Here is a 21,191-nt window from a genome sequence, read left to right as displayed (position 1 = left end):
TCAATGAGGAACTTTATTGAAATGGATGTTAAATAATAAGTGAAACAGCACTAAGCTATCTTATAGCTTAGTGCTGTTTTTATAATTAATAATCCGGATTAAATATTTCTTGGAAGTGAAAAACCTCATTACTAAAATTATATTTAAGAACGGAACAATTTTTGATCCGATCTTTACGTTCAAAGGAATTATATGCAGACCATTTTTTATAAAAATTCGCAATCGCAGCGCCGTGAGAGACGATTAGAATATGTTTTTTGGTGGTAGCTGTGACAATGGTTGTAATAGCTTGATTAATGCGTTCGGTCAACTGCTTTTGTGATTCACCGCCAAATTGCACGAAAAAGTCATTGTATGGTAACGGTGGGTTAAGGTGTTCACCCTCCCCCTCATAAGTACCAAAATTCCATTCCCGCAACTCTTTGTGCGTTTTGAAAGGAAGATTAGTAATAATTTTTAAGGTGTCAATTGCTCGTTCTGAAGTCGAACAGTGAGCCTCATCTAGTGGTACATGTAGCTTTTCAAAATATTCTTTTTTAGTTGCTTGAGCTTGTTTAATCCCAAGTTCTGTAAGTGGAGAATCACAAAAGCCTTGAATTTTATGTTGTACATTAAAAAGAGTTTGTCCATGACGTACTAAATAAACTGATTTCATAATTTATACCTTCTTAGTATTTAAATTTTAATTTTATTGTATCTAAAAAATGGTAGAATAAGCAATCTTACTTAAAATAAAGTGAACTTTCTTACTTGACTTAAAGTTGAATTGAAGAGATATACTTTAATATATGGAGGAAAAAATATGATTTTAGATGAAACTTTGACATTGAATAATGGTGTAAAAATTCCCAAGCTTGCTTTGGGCACTTGGGAAATTGCTGATAATCAAGTAGCAGATGTGGTAGAAACTGCTTTGCAACTAGGATATCGTCACATTGATACTGCTCAGGCTTATGGTAATGAAGCCGGAGTCGGAAAAGGTATCAAAAATTCTGGAATTAAGCGTGAAGAAATCTTTGTTAATTCCAAAGTAGCAGCCGAAATCAAAAATTATGATGAAGCCAAAAAATCGATTGACGATACTTTATTAAAGATGGGTTTAGATTATCTTGACATGATGATTATTCATAATCCTCAGCCATGGATAGAAGTAAACCAATCAGATGATCGTCATTATGAAGGAAATCTTGAAACTTGGAGAGCCTTAGAAGACGCTATGAAGGCGGGAAAACTTAGAGCCATTGGAGTTTCTAGCTTTCAACCTGATGATTTGCGTAATTTACTTGCTCACAGTGATACTAAACCAATGGTTAACCAGATTTTGTGTCATATTGGGGCAACACCAAGAGATCTAATTGATTTTTCGCAGGATCATGAAATTGCAGTGGAAGCATTCTCGCCCGTTGCTCATGGAGCGGCTTTAAATAATCCGCTAATTGAACAAATGGCAAAAAAATATCAGGTATCGGTTGCGCAATTGTGTATTCGTTATGACTGGCAATTGAATACAATTGTTTTACCTAAAGCTTCAAGTCGTGCGCATATTAAACAAAATACGGAACTAGAATTCACAATTAGTGATGAGGACATGACAACACTAGGGAAAGTTAGAAGTTTAGATTACGGTTCTGCTGGTCATTTTCCTGTATTTGGTGGGAAACTATAGCAAGTATTAATTTAAAAGGTACCAAAAAATTTGGTACCCTTTTTTATGTTGGTGCTAAATATTAATGTTGTAAGAGCACTTTTTTGAATTCTTGTTGAAGTATGGAAATAACGTAATCGATTTCAAAGGAAAGATGATTTTTTGCTTTTGCTGTAGAAACTGAAAAGTTAATATTGACTTCAGAAGGTGGTAATTTAATAAAAATAATTATGGGGGTTAGTTATATACTGTATATTTTTAATACTTATTGTTATATTAACTAATTTTCAGCAATTTAATTACAAGAAACATGAGAATCACAAGTATGAATAAGGTTTGATAACAACAGTTACTATTTGTAGTTAATAAAATTTCCATTTTTAGTAATAACTATTTTATTAGCTAAATAATTCACAAACTATAATTATAGTGGTTTAATAAATTTGTAAACAATCAATTATTAGTATAGGAGATTTATTATGAATAATAATGAAAAATTTCAATGGGATGCAGTATATGATGTTGCTGTTCTTGGATTTGGTGGTGCCGGTGCTACGGCAGCAAGATTTGCTGCCGATAATGGTGCAAAAGTATTACTAGTTGACAGTGCGCCTGAAGGTCATGAAGGAGGAAATACCCGTTATTCAGGTCAAATGGTTGGTGCCGGAACTGATTATAATGCTTTAAAAAATTATCATGAACACCTAGCTGAACCTTTAAAACCTGATAAAGCAGCTTTTGATAACTTTATTGAGGGAATGGCTAATATGGGGGACTACTTTCGAAAGTATTTAGATGTTGAGCCCGTTAGTATGAAGAAGTTATTAGCGGGCACACCTTCGACAGCTTATGTAACTGAATATCCTGAATTGCCCGATGCAGATTCATACGATGATTATTTGGTTCACGAAGGAGTTGATGATGCAGCTTTATGGAAAATTTTGCGTCAAAAGGTTTTAGAGCGGTCAGAAAGAATTGATATTTGGTATTCTTCACCTGCTAAACACTTAATTCAAGATGGGATAACTAAGACAGTTATCGGTGTGCAAATTGAACGTAATCATGTTTTACGTAATATCAAGGTTAAGAATGGTGTTGTTCTTGCTACAGGGGGCTTTGAAAATAACAAAGAAATGATTCAAACGTTCTTGCAAGCACCATATTTGTCACCAATTGGCAGTTTATATAACAAGGGTGATGGCATTAAAATGCTTGAGGAAGTAAACGCTCAACTCTGGAATATGCGTTCATTTGAGTCGCTAGGACAATTTCATGGTTTATCATTACGGCAAAAAGAGGGCTTACGGTCGACATATGCACTCAATGTCTTTTGGCAAGAAAGTTTTATGGGCAGTGTAATTGTCGTGGGTGATGATGGTACACGTTATTTCAATGAAGCAGAAATGAACCGTCATGGTCACATTTATAACCATGGTGATTGGGCAGTTCCGTTAAATCAGAATCAACCATATATGATTTTTGATCAACGAAAGTATGACGAACTTAAAAATGAACCAGAAAACAGTTTTAAGGTGCCTGGTTACTTGGAAAAAGCGATTAAAGCAGATACGTTGGCTGAACTAGCAGAAAAAATTGGTAAAAAACAAGAAAAGTTGCAAATGACAGTTACTGAGTTTAATTTTATGGCTCAACAAGGAAAAGATTATGCCTTTCATCGTGATCCGAAAACTTTACGAGCATTTAGTGCTGAGGGACCTTATTACGCGATTGCTTTAAGACAAAATATGCTTAATACTCAAGGTGGCGGTCGCCGTAATGGACATGCTCAAGTCTTAAATCCAGATGGTCAGCCAATCCCACATTTATATGAAGCAGGTGAGTTAGGTGCTCCGTTTGTTAATAAGTACACAACGGGTGGCAATGTTGCTGATTGTTTAATTTCAGGTAAAATTGCAGGTGAAAATGCGGCCACTATTAAACAAGACATACCTATATTTGGCGGCTTAAATTTGAATGATGCAATTATAAATAATGATTTTAATTCTACAAGTGATGAGGATAAACAACAATATTCAGTTGGCAAAAATCAATACTTGGGCTTCAGTAATCAAGGCATGGGCGATGGTGTAGTAGTTCGTACAACTGTTGATAATGAAGGAAAGATAAAGAACGTTGAAATACTAAAACAAACAGAAAGTGATGACTATGGTTTAAAGGCTGTAAAGGAATTGCCAAAGAAAATGATTGAAGAAAATACTTATGATGTTGATGCTATTTCTGGTGCTTCTCAAACTAGTCGGGCAATTAAAGAAGCCGTGAAAGATTCATTAAGTAAAATAATTAAACGTTAACTGAATAAAGATATGACTTGTATTATTCAGGCACTAATTTCAAGTAGAAATAAGTTTGTTCTTTTTAACTTAGTTAGATAATTTATACAATTATAGAATTAATTTTAAAATCAAAAAGGCAGTTAATGCCTTTTTTTGTTGCTTTTAAGCATAACAAAATCTTAATCTGTTATTAATAACTACCGTTATCTAAGAATTAATGTTTACTTTTTCTCCGCTTATTTGCTTTATTTTATTAATTCTTGTTTACTTATTTAGTAATTGCTAACCCCATGATAATAACTACTTAGCTTTAATTAAATCCAGCTTTTTCTAAGGTTTATTATTTTCTCAAATAACGGTAATTCTATATTACTTTTTTTTTTTTTTTTATATACTCTGTACGATCCCGCAAATTGAGATATCATAAACTTAAGCGCATTTAGTAATAGCTTTTATTTCCTATTTACGACTATTTTTGAATTATATATTTCTTGTTTCGTATTTTTATAATTCAATTTGTTAGTCCAAACCTATGGCTATATACATTTATACTAACTGCGCTATTCAAAATACCAGTGCAATGTTGATACCACTATTTTAATATAGTTAATCGGTTTGCCAACTTTTGTAATAGTGATACTTTTTGCTTGTTCATTTTACTACTACGAAATTAGCGATTGGTTTGATAAAAACAGCTGCATGGGTTTTGATGTTTTCCCGCTGAATTAATGTTAATTTGGCGGGTTTAACTGTCAATATTTTAAAAATTGCTAGGAGGAATCATTTTTGCAAACTAAGAAGCGTTGGTGGCTGGGATTAATTTTAGTCTTGGCAATCTGGTTAACTCCGCAAACCATGGTGGCGGCTGCTCAATCAGATGATAGCACCGACTTTGAAGTTAGGCCGCTTTTCCCCGAAGAGCAGGTCGATACGACCCTTAACTACTTTGATTTAGCTTATCGGAAGAATTCCACTCATGTGCTTAAGATGGCTGTGCAGAACTTTTCTAAGAAAACGATCACGGTGCGGGTTAATTTGCGTAATGCTTACACCCAAGATGGGGGTGGCATTGATTTTACGCCTCAGACTAAAACACTTGATCCTAGTTTAAAGCACCCTTTAACTACCTTAATCACGCTGCATCGAGGCGACCAGAAGCTTAAGCTAGGGCCCAAGCAATCCCGCATTATCAGTGCCACGGTTAAGCTGCCTAAAGAGCGCTTTGATGGCATGATTTATGGCGACTGGCACTTTGTCGAACGCCCCAAGAGGCCTAAGACTAAGGGCGGCATGATTACTTCTAATTATGCCTATTCATTAGGAATTGTTTTACGCGGACAGAACTATCAGGTCTTTCCCAAGGTGAAGTACGCTAAAACCACGCCGATACTCTTTAACCGTCACCCTGCCTTAGGCGTTACCTTGCGCAACATTGCCCCCATGGCTATTTCTAAAGCAAGTGTTGCGGTAGCCATCGGTCGCAGTGGTGGCGGCGAGGTGCGCACCTTTAAAGCCAACAACTTTATGATTGCCCCTAATTCGCGCATTGTGTTGCCGATTTCCTGGAGCTATGATGCACTACAATCCGGTATATATCATATCAAAGTCACCCTAAAAGGATTGAACACGCAGAATCGCTTCCCGGTAAGTTGGACCTTTAACGAAACCATGAAGGTGAATAATTCCCAGGCTAAGACAATCAATGACCGCGCCGTTAGGAAGCCGATTAATTATTGGCTGTATGCCACGATTATTTGCGGGGTTTTACTGGTGTTAAGTCTCGGCGGTTTGGTTTGGACTTTCATGTTGCGGCCGCGCACTAAAGGAGGTGATAGTATTTGAAAGCATTGATCGCGAAATTTTCCTACCGCCGCGTGCAGTGGTTTTGGCTGGTGTTATCGATACTCTTAGCAATTGCCTTTGCGACGTGTCTGTACTTTACAATCAAAACATATAACGATTTTAATACTTGGAAGACGATCAATCTTTATTAACTAGTAAACAATCGTTGAGAATCATTACAAGATGATTAGTTGTGTATGAAAAATATGTATTTGAAGGAGGAACTTCAAGATGAAATTAACTAAAATAGCCAGTCTGGTAATGACAAGTGCCACAGTCTTATCGACTGTAGCTGTCGCTACCCCGGCCATTATTCAAGCTAAAACTCAAGAAGGCAATGCAAAAATGAACGGCGGTAAAGCTTTACCAGATACCAATCATAGTAGAGTAGGGATTACCTTTGGAAAAGGCAGCGGTACTAATCCTGGCGGCGGTAATAATCCTGGCGGCGGTAATAATCCTGGCGGCGGCGGTAATAATCCTGGCGGCGGTACTAATCCTGGCGGCGGCGGTAATAATCCTGGCGGCGGTACTAATCCTGGCGGCGGCGGTAATAATCCTGGCGGCGGTGATAATCCTGGCGGCGGTACTAATCCTGGCGGCGGCGGTAATACAAATAAACCAGATGATGGCGTCGGGTACTTACGTTTACAATACGTGCCCGCAGTGCTGGACTTTGGTAGTCATACTGCGTTTAATTCTGCCAACCCTGTCTTTACAGCAGCTGGTACGAACTTAAATAATACTACCAATGACACTAACAAGGGATATGCCGGGGGAGCTAACCAGACCCCGAAGCTTTCTACTACTGCTGATCATTTAGACTATGTTAATGGCAAGACTTGGGTAACAGTAGTTGATAAGCAAGATAGCCGTACAGACACTGATGCTAAGAATGATAGGCATCCAGGAGGTTGGCAATTGAGCGTCAAAGCCGATGGCCCGCTGACCACTGGCAAAGACGCTGATGCTAAAACAATTGCTGGGGCTACGTTGGCTTTTAACAATACTGAAATTGCCTCTACAACAGACGTTTTTGGCTTAACGGGAAGTGTTGCAGATAAAGGATATATTTCCAACGGCGCAATATATCCTACAGTAACAAAGAATTTGACGGTTAATTTAGCTGCCGATAGTACTGCAGTTCAGGTTGGAACTGTATCAGATTCTTCTGCTGGTGGTGCTTACGTTTTTGCTTGGGATCCAAGTGATATCAAGTTGACTTTACCAGCAAGTGCCAGTGTTGAAGATGGAACTTATACGACTTCATTAACTTGGACCTTATCCACGGGAATTAAATAAACTTAAGATTTTGTCAAGATACTTACTAACTAACAATTAAGTGATATCATTTATACCTACAAGTTTTGCCTGATTTTCTTAAATTAAAGTTTAAGGAAATTCTGGTAGAAGTTTGTTGTTAGGCAACAATAATAATGATTTTATAAAAGGCGCTCAAGCTTTATGCTTGAGCGCTTTTTTGTTTTACTAACAAAATGTTTTTTGTCGTTCTTTTATTTAAAAACATTAATAGAAAATTGAGTTATTAATATTGCTTAAATATTTTTGAAACGAATGTCACTATTAATAAAAAAACAAGATTCGTAAGTTGTCTGACTATAGAATCTTGCTTTTAATAATATTTTAACTATTTCTTTTTGAAAATTGTTGGCCGCTTGAGAGCAGGCTCTGTTAGTAACGCAATCTGATTATTTTCTAAACTAATAGGTAAGAGTTCATGTTGGTATAACCTTTCTTCAACAAACATTTCATTTTGTTCATTGATTATGACGGGATAGTTCCACTTACCGATAGTAACTTTTAGGTGACCACCATGATCACCTAAGCTAATCAGGCCATAACCTGGATTTTCATAATCACCAAGCAGGGCGGAATCAGTGTGGACAAATTGGGGATTCGTTCCCATAAGTTGTGCTATGTGTTGCTCTTTAGCCGCAATTTTTGTTGTCATTATTTGACTAACCTTTTGTGCCCAATCGGTTGTCTTTATTCCCAGTGTTTCATCAATTACTTGGTAACTAAGAGCGAAAATTGCATCTGTTGAATCCATGTTGGTAGTGAAGACAAATGCTAAATCTAAGTCTGGTACAAAGCCTAAAAATGAACAGTAGCCGATATATGAGCCACTATGATAAAAATACTTATGCCCGCGATAATCTTCCATCATCATCCCTAGACCATAGGCTGCAAAATTAGCCTCACCATATGCTCGACTAGGTTGCATAATTGATTGCGGAAGATAGCGTTGGGCAGTTACCTCTTCTTTAGTTGATTTTTGGGTCTTTAACTGAAATTCTGCCCATGTTAGCAAATCAGAAATTGTAGCCAGCATGCTACTAGCTCCACCTACCTTGCCGGGTGCAATAAAGGGTACTTCCTGTGTTACATTATTATCGTGTATATAAGGTTTAACAATTCGGTTTTGAGTAGTTTCATGATGGTTGATAAAAGTGTTATTCAAGTGTAGGGGTTTAAGTAAATGTTCACGTTCATATGTACCATAATCTTGCCCAATTACTTGCTCCATTACGTAAGTTGCAACAGCATAAATAAGGTTGCTGTACTGCATTTGGTAACGTAATTCATGATTAGGCTCTAAATAGCCGACATGTTCTACCTTTTCTTTTAGGGACAAATCATGTTTATTCATATTAGTGAAGCGCATCAAATCATGTGCTGGTAGGCCGCTTTGATGACTGAGTGCATCTCTGAAAGTTAGATGATCTTGTACATATTGGTCAACTAATTTAAACTTAGGCCAATATTTTTTAAGTGGATCATCTAAATTCAGCACACCTTGATCCGCTAACTGACAAATAGCAGTCGCTAAAAATGTTTTTGAGATGGAAGCTAACGGATATAAACTGTCCTGCTGGGCAGCACCATATACATGACTAAAATGCTCGTTTTTATGATAAATACCAATTCCAAGACTAGGTAAATCGAATTGGGACATCATTTTTTGTGCTAAATCATTAATTTTATTAGTCTCCATAGCTATACCTTCTTTTTCATATAGTAGATAGTTGATTGGTAATTTAGATTTATATTTTACTCTAACTTCATTTAAAATTAAATAATTTCTGTTAGTTAGCTAATACATTATCAATAAATTTAACCTTTTCCTAATTTGGCTAAATTAATCTTGAATTACAAAAAAGCAATGTCGTATATAACATTGCTTCTAAAGACTTAATTTTGACCATAGAAATAATTAGCAGTTGCGCCACCATCTATTAAAAAGGTTGATCCGGTAATAAATGCCCCATGAGCACTCATCAATAATTGAGCTATATTAGCTACTTCATCGGCAGTTCCCGGTCGACCTGCTGGTGACTGAGCAAACATTTTTTTATAAAAGTCTCCCCGAATACCATTAAATTCATCTAGTGCCAAAGGTGTAACAATAATGCCTGGAGCAATTGCATTAAGACGAGCTCCACGCTTAGACCAGTTAATTGCCTCAGCCATTACTCGTTTTTCATTGCAACGTTTGGCAAGCTGATAAGCATGCAAAGTGTCTGGAATGTTTTCTGGTTGCAGCAGTGGTAATTTTAATAACTCTTCGGTGGGTGTAAGTGCCAGTTGCTTGTCTTCTTCAGGTGTTAAAGCTGGAAGTCGGTGACCAGATTGACTAGAAATTGTCACATCCACGCCACCGTCCGCAATTACATTGCCGACTTCTTCTAATAAGACTGCTGTAGCGTAAAGGTCAACTTCTAGAATGTCTTCTGTCTTAGCTTGACTAGGTGATAAACCAGCGCCGTTAATCAAAGCACCAATTTCACCGAAAGTCTGAGCAAACTCAATTGTTTTAATGATTGATTGACGTGATGATAAGTCCATTTCAATTGGTTCTGCTTTAAAACCTGCTTCTTGAAAAATTTTTATCACCGACAACAATCTGGTAATCAGCACCTATTCTACGAGCAATGGCTAAACTAATTTGACCAGCACCAATAACTAGCATAACTTGTTTTTTCATTTATAACTCCTTTATATTTCTTAGACGCGATTAATGCCAAGGCTAGCGCGGCTTCCTAATTGTGGGTCATGGGCTAAGCGAAATACTAAGTTGGCAATACTTATGCGCGATACATCATGACCACCAAATAATTCTCCTTTTTGTGTTAGTTGGTAATCTGTGTCAGCAGCATTATCAAACCAACCTGGACGAATGATTGTATAATTTAACTTTGATGCTTCAATTATATCTGCAGCTTGCCGATAAGGCTTAAGGGCAGGGTTATCTTTTAAATTTCCACTAATTTCTACTGTAGGTGGAATTTCATTATAAATTCCCATTGATGTAATGAAGATTAATCTTTGGACATGAGCCCGTGGCATTTGTTCTACTAAGGCTTGTGCAATTTGAGGAATTTGACCACTAACTGCTGCAAAAACTACTTCTTGCTTTTCTAAGGCTGCTTGTAGTTGTTGTTGATCTAAAGCATCACCCGAAAAAATTTGCTCACGATTAGGATTGAAATCCTTTTGCAAGCTAGTCGTATGACGCGCCATCAGTGTTAGATAGTCGGACGAATGTTGAATAAAATACTTTCGTGTAACCTGACCAATAGACCCGCTAGCACCAATGATTAAAATACGCATGTTTTGAACTCCTTTCTTTTTTAGTTTAAAATTATTTTAGAACTTTACAGTAACTCGAAGGCAATAATTTTTTGAAAAGGAAGTAGTAAAAATGTCCTATTCGGTACATGAAGCTGCGCACAAGGTGGGATTAACGCCATATGCAGTACGCTATTACGATGATAATGGAATGCTACCTTATGTTAAGCGAGATGCCAATAATAATCGAATATTCAATGATATTGATCTGGAATGGTTGCAGATTATTGTATGTTTACGTGAGACGGGGATGCCGTTGAAAGAAATTCAGCATTATTTAACTTTAGTCCAGCAGGGTAAGCAAACTGTACCAGAGCGCTACCAGATTATGCTGAAACAGCAACGAAAAACTTTACGTGAAATTACGGAGCTCAAGCAGCATTTGAGAACAATTAACCGCAAAGTCAGTCATTATGCTGAAATTTTAGCTAATGATGAGCCAGATTCATATGAACCTACAAATTTGCAAAACATGGAGCAAAATCGGGTTGAAGAACTTTAATGCAAAAAATCAGCTACTTAATCATTGGAAAATGTAAGTTCCTGTTTTAATTGTGATTTAGTTTAATAGTCTGATTTTTTCTTCAGGTAGTTTAATTGATACTTGTTCAAAAGAAAATGGCTTATAAAAAGACATTTGATAAGCAGTTAAATGTAAAAATTCACCTTCACTAAATTTGCAATTATAAAGTGGATCGCCAATGATTGGAGAATTTAGGGCAGCTAAGTGAACGCGAATCTGATGGGTACGACCAGTTGCCAGACTGAGTTTAATTAGTGCAGTTGTTTGTGTACGGCTTATAACTTGATAATGAGTTATAGATTGAAGACCGTCAGAGCACACCATTCGCTTTCTTGGGTCATGCGGGTCGCGTCCGATAGGAAGATCAATAGTTCCAACATCTTTTAAATTAGCACTATTGTTTACCACGGCAAGGTACTCACGGTGAAAAGTTTTAGTTGTTAATTGCCGGTTTAAGATCGGAACAACTGCAGCATTTTTAGCAATCAATAATAGCCCACTAGTCAGCATATCTAAACGGTGTACAATAAAAGGAGTATGCCTCAAATATGTTGCGCAATCATTTAGTGCTGTATCAGTTTCAGTTAAGTTGGGATGTGTTTTTTGTCCAGCTGGCTTATTAATAACTAGCAAATCCTTGTCTTCGTAAATAATATCGGGCAAAATACCGCTTGCTGCATAATTACCTTGAGCAGAATCAACATGGTTCAATGTAATCTCGATTATCTCACCGGGATAAATAAGCTGATTAAATGGGCGGTAGCGCTTATTAATTAGAATGTTTTGTTCGATACGTAAATAATGACGCCATTTACGTGGTATTAGTAGTTTACGTAGTAAGTCACCAATAGAGCATGGTGCAAGATTTTGTGGATAGGTAAGTGTAAAATAATAGCTCATAAATATTTATTAAACCTTTTTGAAAATATGAATAATGAATTCCTAATATGATACAATTCTAATTGTTTGCTAAAGGAGCAGATGCAATGGAAAACAATGAACCAAGAAGAAGCGGAGCTGGTTCCATATGGCACCGATTTGATCACCGTTTTTGTATTGGCCGCTGGCTTATTTTGATTTTGCTTAGCATAATACTTGTGGTTTGTACTTATTATACAGTTAAAGTTAAAACTTCAAATATATCTAATTTAAAGGCGTCTTTGTCAACGACGACCGCAATTTATGATTATAAAGGTCAAAAGGCTGGTTCGCTATACTCACAAAAAGGTACTTTTGTTGAATATAATAAAATTTCACCTAATGTTAGGAATGCTGTTATTTCCACTGAGGACAGAACATTTTGGAATAATTCAGGCTTTAGCATTAAAGGAATGGGGCGAGCAGCTCTTAGTTTAGTGCTTCATCGTGGTCAAATTGCTGGTGGTGGATCAACAATCACTCAGCAGCTTGCAAAAAATGCATTGTTAACACAAAAACAGACATTTTCCCGTAAGATTGAGGAACTTTTTTTTGCAGTGGAAATTACACATGTTTATTCTAAAAAAGACATCTTAACAATGTATCTAAATAAGGCATATTTTGGCAATGGTGTCTGGGGAGTTCAAGATGCCAGTCAAAAGTATTTTGGTAAAAATGCTAGTGAGTTAACTCCTGGTGAGGCCGCCACGTTAGCGGGGATATTACGTAATCCTAGTAGATATAATCCAATCGATCATATGTCGTATGCACTTGCCCGTCGAAATCTAGTGTTAGATTTAATGACACAAAATCATAAGCTAACAATTCAGCAAGCTAAAATTGAGCAAAAGCAGGGTTTAACTTTAAAAGATACGTACCACAATAAAGATGGTTATCGCTACCCGTATTTCTTTGATGCAGTGATTGATGAAGCAATTAGTCGTTATGGCTTAAAAGAAGAAGACGTAATGAATAAGGGCTTGAAAATTTACACTACTTTAAATCAAAACTATCAGGATCAACTTCAGCAAAAATTTGCTCAAGATTGGCTGTTTCCTCAAAATGCACCTGATGGAACTAAGACTCAGGGAGCTAGTGTTGTAATGGATCCGTCAACAGGAGCAGTTAGAGCTGTGATTGGTGGTCGGGATGATCATGTCTTTCGCGGTTATAACCGTGCAACCCAGATGAAACGTCAGCCCGGTTCATCAATTAAACCTTTGGTCAGTTATGCACCAGCTTTGCAGCAGGGATATCATTATGATTCACAACTGTCAAATAAGTTACAGCGTTTTGGTCGAAATGGTTATGAGCCGCACAATGTAGATAATGGCTATTCTGATAGGATTCCAATGTATGTGGCATTAGCGCAGAGTAAAAATATACCAGCTGTTTGGTTGCTAGATAGGATTGGAGTCTCTAAGGGGGTTCAATCTGCAAATAATTTTGGTTTAAAAGTTGCTAAGGAAGATCAAAATTTAGCATTGGCATTAGGAGGTCTATCTACAGGAGTTTCGCCTTTGCAGATGGCACGGGCATATTCTGCTTTTGCCAATAAGGGTAATCTACCTGATAGTTCATATTTCATTACCAAAATCACAGATGCTAGTGGCAAAGTAATTGCAGAAAATCATGATACAGGAAGGCATCGAATAATTTCGGAGAATACAGCTAAAGAAATGACAACAATGCTCTTAGGAGTATTTGCTAGTGGAACTGGTGCTTCGGCCCAACCAGCAGGCTACCGAGTTGCCGGTAAAACAGGTTCAACTGAAGTACCTAATTCATATGGTTTTGGAACCAAAGACCAATGGATAGTTGGCTATACTCCTGACGTAGTTGTTGCTACATGGGTAGGGTTTGACCGTACCAATCGGACTCATTATATGCATGGCGTGTCCGAAACAGAAATTACTAGGCTATATAAAGCTGAGATGGAGGGGATTCTTCCTTACACGGCTCAAAATCAGTTTAATGAACAGGCACCAAGTCAAATTATTAAGAATAATGGTACTGGGTTTGATTGGACAAATGATTGGAGTAATAAAATTGAAAAAGGGTTAGGTTCTGCTAGTGAACGTCTTAATGAATGGTATAATGACGTCAAAGGTCTTTTAGGCCGGTAAATTAGGAGGATATTAAATGGTAAATATTTATGATTCAGCTAATCAAGTAGCAGCTGATTTACGACAAATTGATGAATATAAGGCTCTAGAAAAAGCAATTGCAGAAGTCAAGAGCAATGAAAAGAGCTTAAAATTGTTCCAAGAAATGGATAAAATGCAAACAAAAATTATCAATCTGCAGAGTCAAGGAAAAGACCTATCTAAAGAATTGCAGGACAATTATCAAAAATTGAATGAAGACGTTCAAAAAGATCCTCAAATTATTAAACTTTTGCAAACAGAACAGGTTCTGTATAAGTTGATTGATGACATTCAAAAAGCAATTACTAAGCCAATTAGTGATTTGTATGATGGTCTTAGAAATTAGAGATAGCAATGAAATTTATCCATTTTGCGGATGCACATTTAGATAGTCCATTTTTAGGACTATCTTTTTTACCATCTAATAGCTTTACCAAAATTCATCGAGCTCCCAACGATTCACTTACTAAAATTGTTGATTTGGCAGTGAAAGAACAAGTTGATCTGGTTTTAATAGCGGGTGATACCTTTGACAGTCCACGTCCTAATCCTAGCAGTCAGCTGTTTTTTGCGCATGAAATTGAGCGTTTAATTGAGGCAAAAATTCAAGTAGTTATGATTTTTGGTAATCATGACCATATGGAAAAAAAAGACTTGCTGGTTTCTGATAGTCCCTACTTTAAATTACTTGGTGACAGGGAACAAATTGAAACTATTACCAGGCGTACTAAGGGGGGGTTTGACTATGATGTAACGGGCTTTTCTTATTTAAATAATCATATTACAAATGATTTGGTTACCGATTTTCCTGTAAAAAGTTCCAATTACACCTTTGGTATAATGCATGCACAGGAAAAATCAGGTAGCGGAGGACAAAATGTTTATGCGCCATTTAATTTAAGCGAGTTAAAGGAGCTCAATTACAATTATATGGCTTTGGGGCATATTCATTTACGACAAGTCCTTTCTCAAGCTCCTCTGATTGTATATTCGGGTAATATTCAAGGAAGACATATCAACGAAATGGGGGCTAAGGGTTGTTATTTAGGTGAAATCAATGAACAAACATTTCAAACGCAAATTCGTTTTATTCAAACTGGACCAATCACATGGCAACAAGCTGCAATTAAAATAACTGAACCTATTTCACAAATAGATTTACAGAGTAAAATTTTGTTGAACCTTACTCCTAAAGAAACTACGTATTATAGTCTTAAAATTACAGGAGCAGAATTTTTAAATGATCAAGAGCGTGAGTTAGTTGAAGATAGTGAATTTTGGCAAATGATATCGCACAAACTCGATTTCGATTCACAACTTGTCGATGTCCGTTTCGCGGTAAGCAGTCGACTAAAGATTGCAGAAAATGATCAAGCATATTTTAAGAAAGCGCAGGAAGAAGTATTTACTGAAGATCAAATTCTGCGTCTATGTAAAGATTGGGCACAAAAAGATTCTTTTGCAACAGAACTTGCCCAAAATTCGCAATTCTTAAATGAAGTAAGGCAATTGGCTGAAGTAGAGTTAAACAGCAAGTTGAAAGGTAATTAACAATGAAATTAGTTAAAATCGCAATCGTTAATTTTGGCCAATTTTCAGATATAACAATCGATCTACCCAATTCTGATATTAATGTTTTTTTTGGATCCAATGAGGCAGGGAAAAGTACAATTGTTGCCTTTATAAAGCAAATAATGTTTGGCTTTCATTTGGCTAAACATAAGAGCGACTTTTTCGAAGATTATCAACCGTTAGCTCGTGTTAGTCCTATGGGGGGATCTTTGTTTTTTGAAAATGCACAGGGTGATATTTATGAACTAGAGCGCTTATTTGCGAGTGGTAAGGGCTCTAAAGCAGGAACATTAACTGTTAAGCTCAATGATCAGGCAGTACCAGAAAGTACATTTTTTGACCAAATCAAAAATATTGATGGTTCTTTTTTTGCAGATAGTTTTATTTTTAATCAAGATATGTTAGCTAAAGTAAGTTCCATTCAGCAGACAGATTTGCTGGAGCGAATTTATTATCTTGGTGCAGCTGATAGTGACAAGTTAATTGATTTACGCGATTTTTTTGCCAAGAAGGCTAGTGAATTATTTAAAAAAGGAGGCTCTAAACCACCTCTTAATCAGTTAATCAAACGATTACAATCTCAAAAAAGTAAGGTTGATGATGCTGAAAGTGAGTTTACAACTTATCAAGAATTGAATTCAGACTTTAAAAACTTACAACAGCAACAAAAAGAGTATGAGAATGAACTTTTACAGCTTCAAAAAAAACAGAATAAATTACAACATTTGCAAAATTTGATTCCTAGCTATCAAGAACTGACTTCGTTAGAAAAACAGCTAAAACCTGTCGAGTTTGATGAAGAAAAATATCAAGAAGCACAAACACTTTCCTTAAAGCTGCAGAGTTTAGAAGATCATCAGCGAAATTTACAAGAACGCTTAGCACAACTCAATCAGAATCAAGAAAATATGGCTGATGTTAGCAAATTATTGCAAAAAAAACCTGCTTTGCTGCAGTGGCAGGCTGAAGATCATAATTGTGGTCAAAAAAACCAGCAGCTTGCTAATGAACGTCAGCAATTATTAGCATTAGATCCTGAATTGTCTCAAATCGCTAAATTGGATCAGACAGCAGTTGCTCAACTTCAAGAAGAATATCAAAAATTATTGTCTCTTAATACCGATGTAGTGGTTCAAGAAGATAAGCAAGGACAAAGCCTGCTAGTGTTAGGAGTTGTTCTAGCACTTATTGGTATAGTTCTAATTTTGAGTATTTCTAAAATTGGTGGTTGTTTACTGGTAATGAGTGGAATTGTCTTTTTTTTGTTAGGAATAAAAAGTCAGCAAAAACAAACTCAGATACAAAAACGTGCACAGAAAAGAAAACTTTTGGCAGAAAAGCAGCGCACTGCTTTTACAGCTAAATATGGTTTAAAACCAGATCGACTTGATATTACTAGATTAATTAATGATTGGCGACAATTTCAAACACTTGAGCACCAAAATAAAGTTAATCTCCAAAAAGAACAACAATTGGCAGATCAGTTAAAGCAACTAGCTATTGAAATAAGTGCGGTTCTGCATCAACGAGTTCAACCTGATTTCACCATTGTGGTTAGAGCGATGGATGAACTAGATAATAAATACAGTCAAAGTCGCTATCAGCAAGAAGCAGCCACTAACTTGAAGAATAATCTTGCAGAAAATTCTACAGCCTTAAAGAAAGCAAACTTGAGCCTGCAAACTGCTATGGCAGAATTTCAGGTACATAGTATGGCTGAATATGCGGATTTACAGGCTCAAAAGCAGAAACAGACTGAATTACAGACTCAGATTAGTATCTTACAGAAAAATTTAGCAAAAGACTTGCCTCAATTAAAGTCATTTTTATTGGAGTCACAAACTGTAACAGATCAAAATAACCAATTACTTTATGAGATAAAGAAATGCCAAGAAAAACTTCAGACCACGCAAAGTGCAATTGCAGAAATCAAGGTAAAAATGGCCAACTTAGCCAATTCAACTGCTGTCTTTGCTGCTAAACAGGAATTAGCTGATTTGCAAACAGATTTTAGAAATTTATCAGCTAAATACTTGGCGAATGTTCTTGCTTGTGAATGGGTGGGACGTGCATTGGATTTGGCATCTAATGAGCGTTTTCCGAAGATGCTGGTAGTCGCCAAAGACTATTTGCGACTACTAACAAATAATCGGTATAATAATATTGAAGTTGGTAATAAATTAACTGTTAGTCGCTATGACGGTAAGAAGATAAAAGTCCAATATTTATCACGTGGGACTTCTGAACAGCTTTACTTTGCTCTTAAACTGGCTTTTGTTCAGCAGATAGGGGATCAAATTAATTTACCAATTTTAATTGATGATTCATTTGTAAATTTTGATGATCAAAGAACAGAGTTAATAAAGGATCTACTAAAACAAATTGCTATGAGTAATCAAATATTAATTTTTACGGCTCAAGATAAAATAGTTGGTAAATTGCAGCATCCAATACTGCTAACGAAAGGAACCCAAAATGTATAGACGTTTGCTAGATTATAATGATGGTGAAGAATTAGAGTTAGTTGTTTTAATTAAAAATGCACAGTTACGGCATACTAAAAAGGGTAAATTATATTTGGCTTTAACTTTTGGAGATTCCTCAGGGGAAATTCATGGTAACTACTGGGATGCCAATAATCAAGATGCGACAATGTACAGCGCTGGAACGATTGTTGAACTTGATGGTAAACGAGAAGAATATCAAAGTCAGCCTCAGATTAAAATTTATAGTCTACGTGTTGTAGGACCTGAAGAAGGGTATGATCTTAAACAATTTATTAAGTCTGCTCCTGAAAAGATTTCAACAATGAAAGAAGAAATTAATCAATACGTTTTCGAAATTTTGAATCCGGTATGTAACCGAATAGTGCGCTTTTTGTTAAAAAAATGGAATCAGCGCTTTTTTGACTACCCAGCAGGTAAAAGTAATCATCATGCTGTTCGTGGAGGCCTAGCATATCATACTTTATCAATGTTACGCGATGCCAAGGCACTTGCTGATAACTATCCGCAAGTGAACCGCTCGCTGCTATATGCAGGCTGTATTCTACATGATATGGGAAAGGTACTAGAGCTCACTGGCCCCGCCGCTACACAATATACGACAGAAGGAAATTTAATTGGCCATTTGGTACTGATTGATGAGCAAATTATGATTGCAGCGCATGAACTAGGAATTGATTCAGAGTCCGAAGACTTATTACTGTTACGGCACATGGTTTTAGCACATCATGGCAAATACGAGTATGGCTCGCCGAAGCTGCCAGCTTTACTTGAAGCAGAATTATTACACAGAATTGATGACTTAGACGCAGCGATTTATGCAATAACAAATGCTCTACAACACACTCGTCCAGGTAGTTTTACTGATAGTATAATGAGTCAAGGTGGACGTAAATTTTATCGACCTCAAGTAGATGAAGCATTAACAAAATCTCATAAATTAGAATAAAAATATTGTTTAGGGTGGAAATTTATATTATCACTGCAGGCTCTTTATGAATGCTCAAATAGTTAGAATAACAACTAAGTATTAAGAGCATTTTTAAATGACTAAATATTTTAAGCCGGTAAAAGTAGGCAATAATTAGACAAAGAAAAGTGCTTAATTTTTGTTGTTCTTCAATTATGATTTTTTAGAAGATACCAAAAAGGGCTAATTCCATTATAATCTGGAGTTAGCCCTTTTTTATAAATTACTGATTAAAGCTCAAGATGATTATTTCTTATTTTCAGGAGTACTAATGTATGATGAAAGGGCATCTTGTAAGTCTTTATCCTTAATTTGGGGATCGGATTTCTTCAAAACAGTTGAAATAACACTCCGCATTACTTCTTGATTCTGTGACATTGAACGATAAATTTGATCATCAATATCTTTCTTGTGTGAAGCAAATGAACCCTTATCTGGATGATCAATCATTCTAATTATGTGATATCCAGATTGTGATTTAACGGGGGTCTTAGTTGTTTGACCAGTCTTTAACTTAAATGCAGCTGCCTTGAATGCGGGATCTAAAGTTGAATCTGTTGAATCAAATGCTGGTAATTTTCCATCATTTGGTTTTGTAGCGGTATCAAGTGAATATTTCTTCACTAAACTCTTAAAACTCTTGCCATCTTTCAACTCGCTAATAACTTGTTCAGCTTTTGATTTTTTCGAAACTAAAATATGTTGAACAGTTACCTTAGGTTCATATGTTTTCCAAACTTTATCTTCTTGACTCTTGGAAATTTTTTTAACATCTTTCAAAGCTGCTTCAGTCAATAAGTTAGTCTTTAAACTCTGCTTGAAACTGGAAGCAGTCATTCCGTTTTGTTGCAATACAGCGTCGAATTGAGAACCATATTGCTTTTTATAGTTATTAAATTGCTTATCAACTTGACTACTAGAAACTTTACTACCATATTGTTGTTCCAATGCGCGATTGATGATCATATTTGCCAGGGTAGTTTTACCTGCTTGTGATTTTTTCAATTCTTCGTAATAATCTTGTTGGGTGATTTTACCGCCCTTGTATGAGGCAACAGTCTTGCCCCCATTAGAACAAGCAGCAGTTGATAATGCAATTCCAGCTACAGCAACTACTGCAGCTAATCTTTTAATATATTTGTTCATAAAATAAATCTCCACATCCTTATTTAATTAAGTCACCGAGAACTAATATAACATAAACTGAGTAAAAACGTTTTTAATTTGTTGATTTTTACGGAAAAATCATTCTTTCTTTAATCTTTTTTAGAATTAGTTTTATTATCAATAACCAATTGTTCAGCCTGTTTTTGTAGTTCATCAATTAAGCGACTAATACTCATTTGATAATATTCAAAGTCATTTTGCAGTGCTGAGATTGCCCTTTTACTTGCAGGTAATGTATCATTTAATTCTTGACGAGCGTTTTTTAAGTTAGAAATTGCCTGTGCAAGATTTGTCGCATCTTTTTTTGTTGCTTGCCCTTGATCTTGTATAGATTGTCCGAGCCGCCTGCCATTTTTAAATTTAAACAACGAAAGAATTATTCCACAAGCAGCTCCCGTAGCTAATCCCACATTAAAGTTAAATCGTTTCATAATTCCTCCTTAAAACTGTGCTTTTATTTGTGTAGCAATTTTTTGATAATCTGCCTCACTATATTGTTCTTCATTATTGCGAGTGGCGATTTTGAGCCCATCGCCTTCAAAGCGTGGAATGAAATGAATATGTGAGTGCATTACAACTTGTCCAGCACTGCTACCATTGTTGGTACTAATATTCATTCCGGATATTTTAGGGTCGAATTTTTTAATTGCATTAGCAATTTCTGGGATATACTGTAAGTATTTTTGTATATCTAGGGATGAATAATCGAAAAAGTTAACGAGATGTTTTTTGGGTATCATCAGAGTATGTCCAGGGTTAACTTGCGACAAGTCCAAAAAAGCTTTGACATCCTCATTTTCAAAAATGGTATAGCTGGGAACTTCACCGCGAATAATTTTACAGAATAAACAATCTTGTTTTAGTTCGTTCATGTTAAAACCTCTTAATTTCAAAATTTAGTTTCTTTTAGTATCATGCTATCATATAAGAAGAGTAAATTCATTAAAAGAAAGACAGGA

General features: G+C 36.1%; 17 protein-coding genes and 1 pseudogene. 10 read left to right on the top strand and 8 right to left on the bottom strand.

Features of this window, described 5'->3' with window-relative positions; genetic code table 11:
• Window positions 1-85 precede the first annotated feature (85 nt).
• Window positions 86-655: a histidine phosphatase family protein gene (locus tag F5ESL0228_RS06000; RefSeq protein WP_369916855.1), complete on the bottom strand. Its 570-nt coding sequence runs from the start codon at window positions 653-655 to the stop codon at window positions 86-88.
• Between the two features lie 147 nt (window positions 656-802).
• Here F5ESL0228_RS06000 and F5ESL0228_RS05995 point away from each other — a divergent pair, with 147 nt between their 5' ends.
• The 4 genes from F5ESL0228_RS05995 to F5ESL0228_RS05975 all read left to right on the top strand — a co-directional run bounded on the left by F5ESL0228_RS05995 (window position 803) and on the right by F5ESL0228_RS05975 (window position 7,083).
• Complete coding sequence (locus F5ESL0228_RS05995; protein WP_122023184.1) at window positions 803-1,666, top strand: aldo/keto reductase; 864 nt, start codon at window positions 803-805, stop codon at window positions 1,664-1,666.
• Window positions 1,667-2,124: 458 nt separating this feature from the next.
• Window positions 2,125-3,957, top strand: coding sequence for an FAD-binding protein (locus tag F5ESL0228_RS05990; protein WP_122023183.1), 1,833 nt, complete (start codon window positions 2,125-2,127; stop codon window positions 3,955-3,957).
• A gap of 768 nt (window positions 3,958-4,725) precedes the next feature.
• Entirely contained in the window at window positions 4,726-5,781 is a 1,056-nt protein-coding gene (locus tag F5ESL0228_RS05985) for a DUF916 and DUF3324 domain-containing protein (RefSeq protein ID WP_369916854.1), read from the top strand.
• Between the two features lie 231 nt (window positions 5,782-6,012).
• The gene (locus tag F5ESL0228_RS05975) at window positions 6,013-7,083 is read left to right on the top strand and encodes a WxL domain-containing protein (RefSeq protein ID WP_122023181.1); all 1,071 of its coding nucleotides are present in this window, start codon (window positions 6,013-6,015) and stop codon (window positions 7,081-7,083) included.
• A 346-nt stretch (window positions 7,084-7,429) separates the two neighbouring features.
• On the opposite strand, the gene F5ESL0228_RS05970 is transcribed toward F5ESL0228_RS05975, so the two are convergent.
• The 3 genes and pseudogenes from F5ESL0228_RS05970 to F5ESL0228_RS05960 all read right to left on the bottom strand — a co-directional run bounded on the left by F5ESL0228_RS05970 (window position 7,430) and on the right by F5ESL0228_RS05960 (window position 10,413).
• Window positions 7,430-8,797, bottom strand: a complete 1,368-nt coding sequence (locus F5ESL0228_RS05970; protein ID WP_122023179.1) for a serine hydrolase — start codon at window positions 8,795-8,797, stop codon at window positions 7,430-7,432.
• Between the two features lie 197 nt (window positions 8,798-8,994).
• A pseudogene (locus F5ESL0228_RS05965) lies at window positions 8,995-9,787 on the bottom strand (SDR family oxidoreductase).
• Between the two features lie 20 nt (window positions 9,788-9,807).
• Window positions 9,808-10,413: an NAD(P)H-binding protein gene (locus tag F5ESL0228_RS05960; protein WP_122023178.1), complete on the bottom strand. Its 606-nt coding sequence runs from the start codon at window positions 10,411-10,413 to the stop codon at window positions 9,808-9,810.
• A 91-nt stretch (window positions 10,414-10,504) separates the two neighbouring features.
• Here F5ESL0228_RS05960 and F5ESL0228_RS05955 point away from each other — a divergent pair, with 91 nt between their 5' ends.
• The gene (locus F5ESL0228_RS05955; protein WP_122023177.1) at window positions 10,505-10,933 is read left to right on the top strand and encodes a MerR family transcriptional regulator; all 429 of its coding nucleotides are present in this window, start codon (window positions 10,505-10,507) and stop codon (window positions 10,931-10,933) included.
• Between the two features lie 57 nt (window positions 10,934-10,990).
• Here F5ESL0228_RS05955 and F5ESL0228_RS05950 read toward each other — a convergent pair whose 3' ends face one another.
• Window positions 10,991-11,854, bottom strand: coding sequence for an RluA family pseudouridine synthase (locus F5ESL0228_RS05950; RefSeq protein ID WP_122023176.1), 864 nt, complete (start codon window positions 11,852-11,854; stop codon window positions 10,991-10,993).
• Window positions 11,855-11,940: 86 nt separating this feature from the next.
• On the opposite strand from F5ESL0228_RS05950, the gene F5ESL0228_RS05945 reads away from it, so the two are divergent.
• From F5ESL0228_RS05945 to F5ESL0228_RS05925, 5 genes are read left to right on the top strand one after another with little or no spacing between them, the layout of a single operon-like run.
• On the top strand, window positions 11,941-13,998 hold the full coding sequence (locus F5ESL0228_RS05945) for a PBP1A family penicillin-binding protein (protein ID WP_122023175.1): 2,058 nt from the start codon (window positions 11,941-11,943) through the stop codon (window positions 13,996-13,998).
• A gap of 16 nt (window positions 13,999-14,014) precedes the next feature.
• Window positions 14,015-14,365 (top strand): YlbF family regulator, encoded by a 351-nt coding sequence (locus F5ESL0228_RS05940; protein ID WP_122018554.1) that lies wholly within the window; start codon window positions 14,015-14,017, stop codon window positions 14,363-14,365.
• A gap of 8 nt (window positions 14,366-14,373) precedes the next feature.
• The gene (locus F5ESL0228_RS05935; RefSeq protein WP_122023174.1) at window positions 14,374-15,570 is read left to right on the top strand and encodes a DNA repair exonuclease; all 1,197 of its coding nucleotides are present in this window, start codon (window positions 14,374-14,376) and stop codon (window positions 15,568-15,570) included.
• A gap of 2 nt (window positions 15,571-15,572) precedes the next feature.
• The gene (locus F5ESL0228_RS05930) at window positions 15,573-18,074 is read left to right on the top strand and encodes an AAA family ATPase (protein ID WP_122023173.1); all 2,502 of its coding nucleotides are present in this window, start codon (window positions 15,573-15,575) and stop codon (window positions 18,072-18,074) included.
• Window positions 18,067-19,044, top strand: coding sequence for a 3'-5' exoribonuclease YhaM family protein (locus F5ESL0228_RS05925; RefSeq protein ID WP_122023172.1), 978 nt, complete (start codon window positions 18,067-18,069; stop codon window positions 19,042-19,044). The genes F5ESL0228_RS05930 and F5ESL0228_RS05925 overlap by 8 nt, the downstream gene beginning before the upstream one ends.
• Window positions 19,045-19,311: 267 nt before the next feature.
• Here F5ESL0228_RS05925 and F5ESL0228_RS05920 read toward each other — a convergent pair whose 3' ends face one another.
• The 3 genes from F5ESL0228_RS05920 to F5ESL0228_RS05910 form a co-directional block, all read right to left on the bottom strand.
• Window positions 19,312-20,211 (bottom strand): peptidylprolyl isomerase PrsA, encoded by a 900-nt coding sequence (locus F5ESL0228_RS05920; RefSeq protein WP_122023171.1) that lies wholly within the window; start codon window positions 20,209-20,211, stop codon window positions 19,312-19,314.
• A gap of 110 nt (window positions 20,212-20,321) precedes the next feature.
• Window positions 20,322-20,663 (bottom strand): hypothetical protein, encoded by a 342-nt coding sequence (locus F5ESL0228_RS05915; RefSeq protein WP_122018549.1) that lies wholly within the window; start codon window positions 20,661-20,663, stop codon window positions 20,322-20,324.
• 9 nt (window positions 20,664-20,672) lie between these two features.
• Window positions 20,673-21,104 carry an HIT family protein gene (locus tag F5ESL0228_RS05910; protein WP_122018548.1) on the bottom strand — a complete coding sequence of 144 codons (432 nt, stop codon included), beginning with the start codon at window positions 21,102-21,104 and terminating at the stop codon, window positions 20,673-20,675.
• Window positions 21,105-21,191: the final 87 nt, after the last annotated feature.

It is taken from the genome of Lactobacillus sp. ESL0228 (genome assembly GCF_003692825.1).
In the GTDB taxonomy this organism is placed as follows: Bacteria; Bacillota; Bacilli; order Lactobacillales; family Lactobacillaceae; genus Lactobacillus.
The sequence above is the reverse complement of the archived record's forward strand: the minus strand, read 5'-3'. Positions and strand labels throughout refer to the sequence as shown.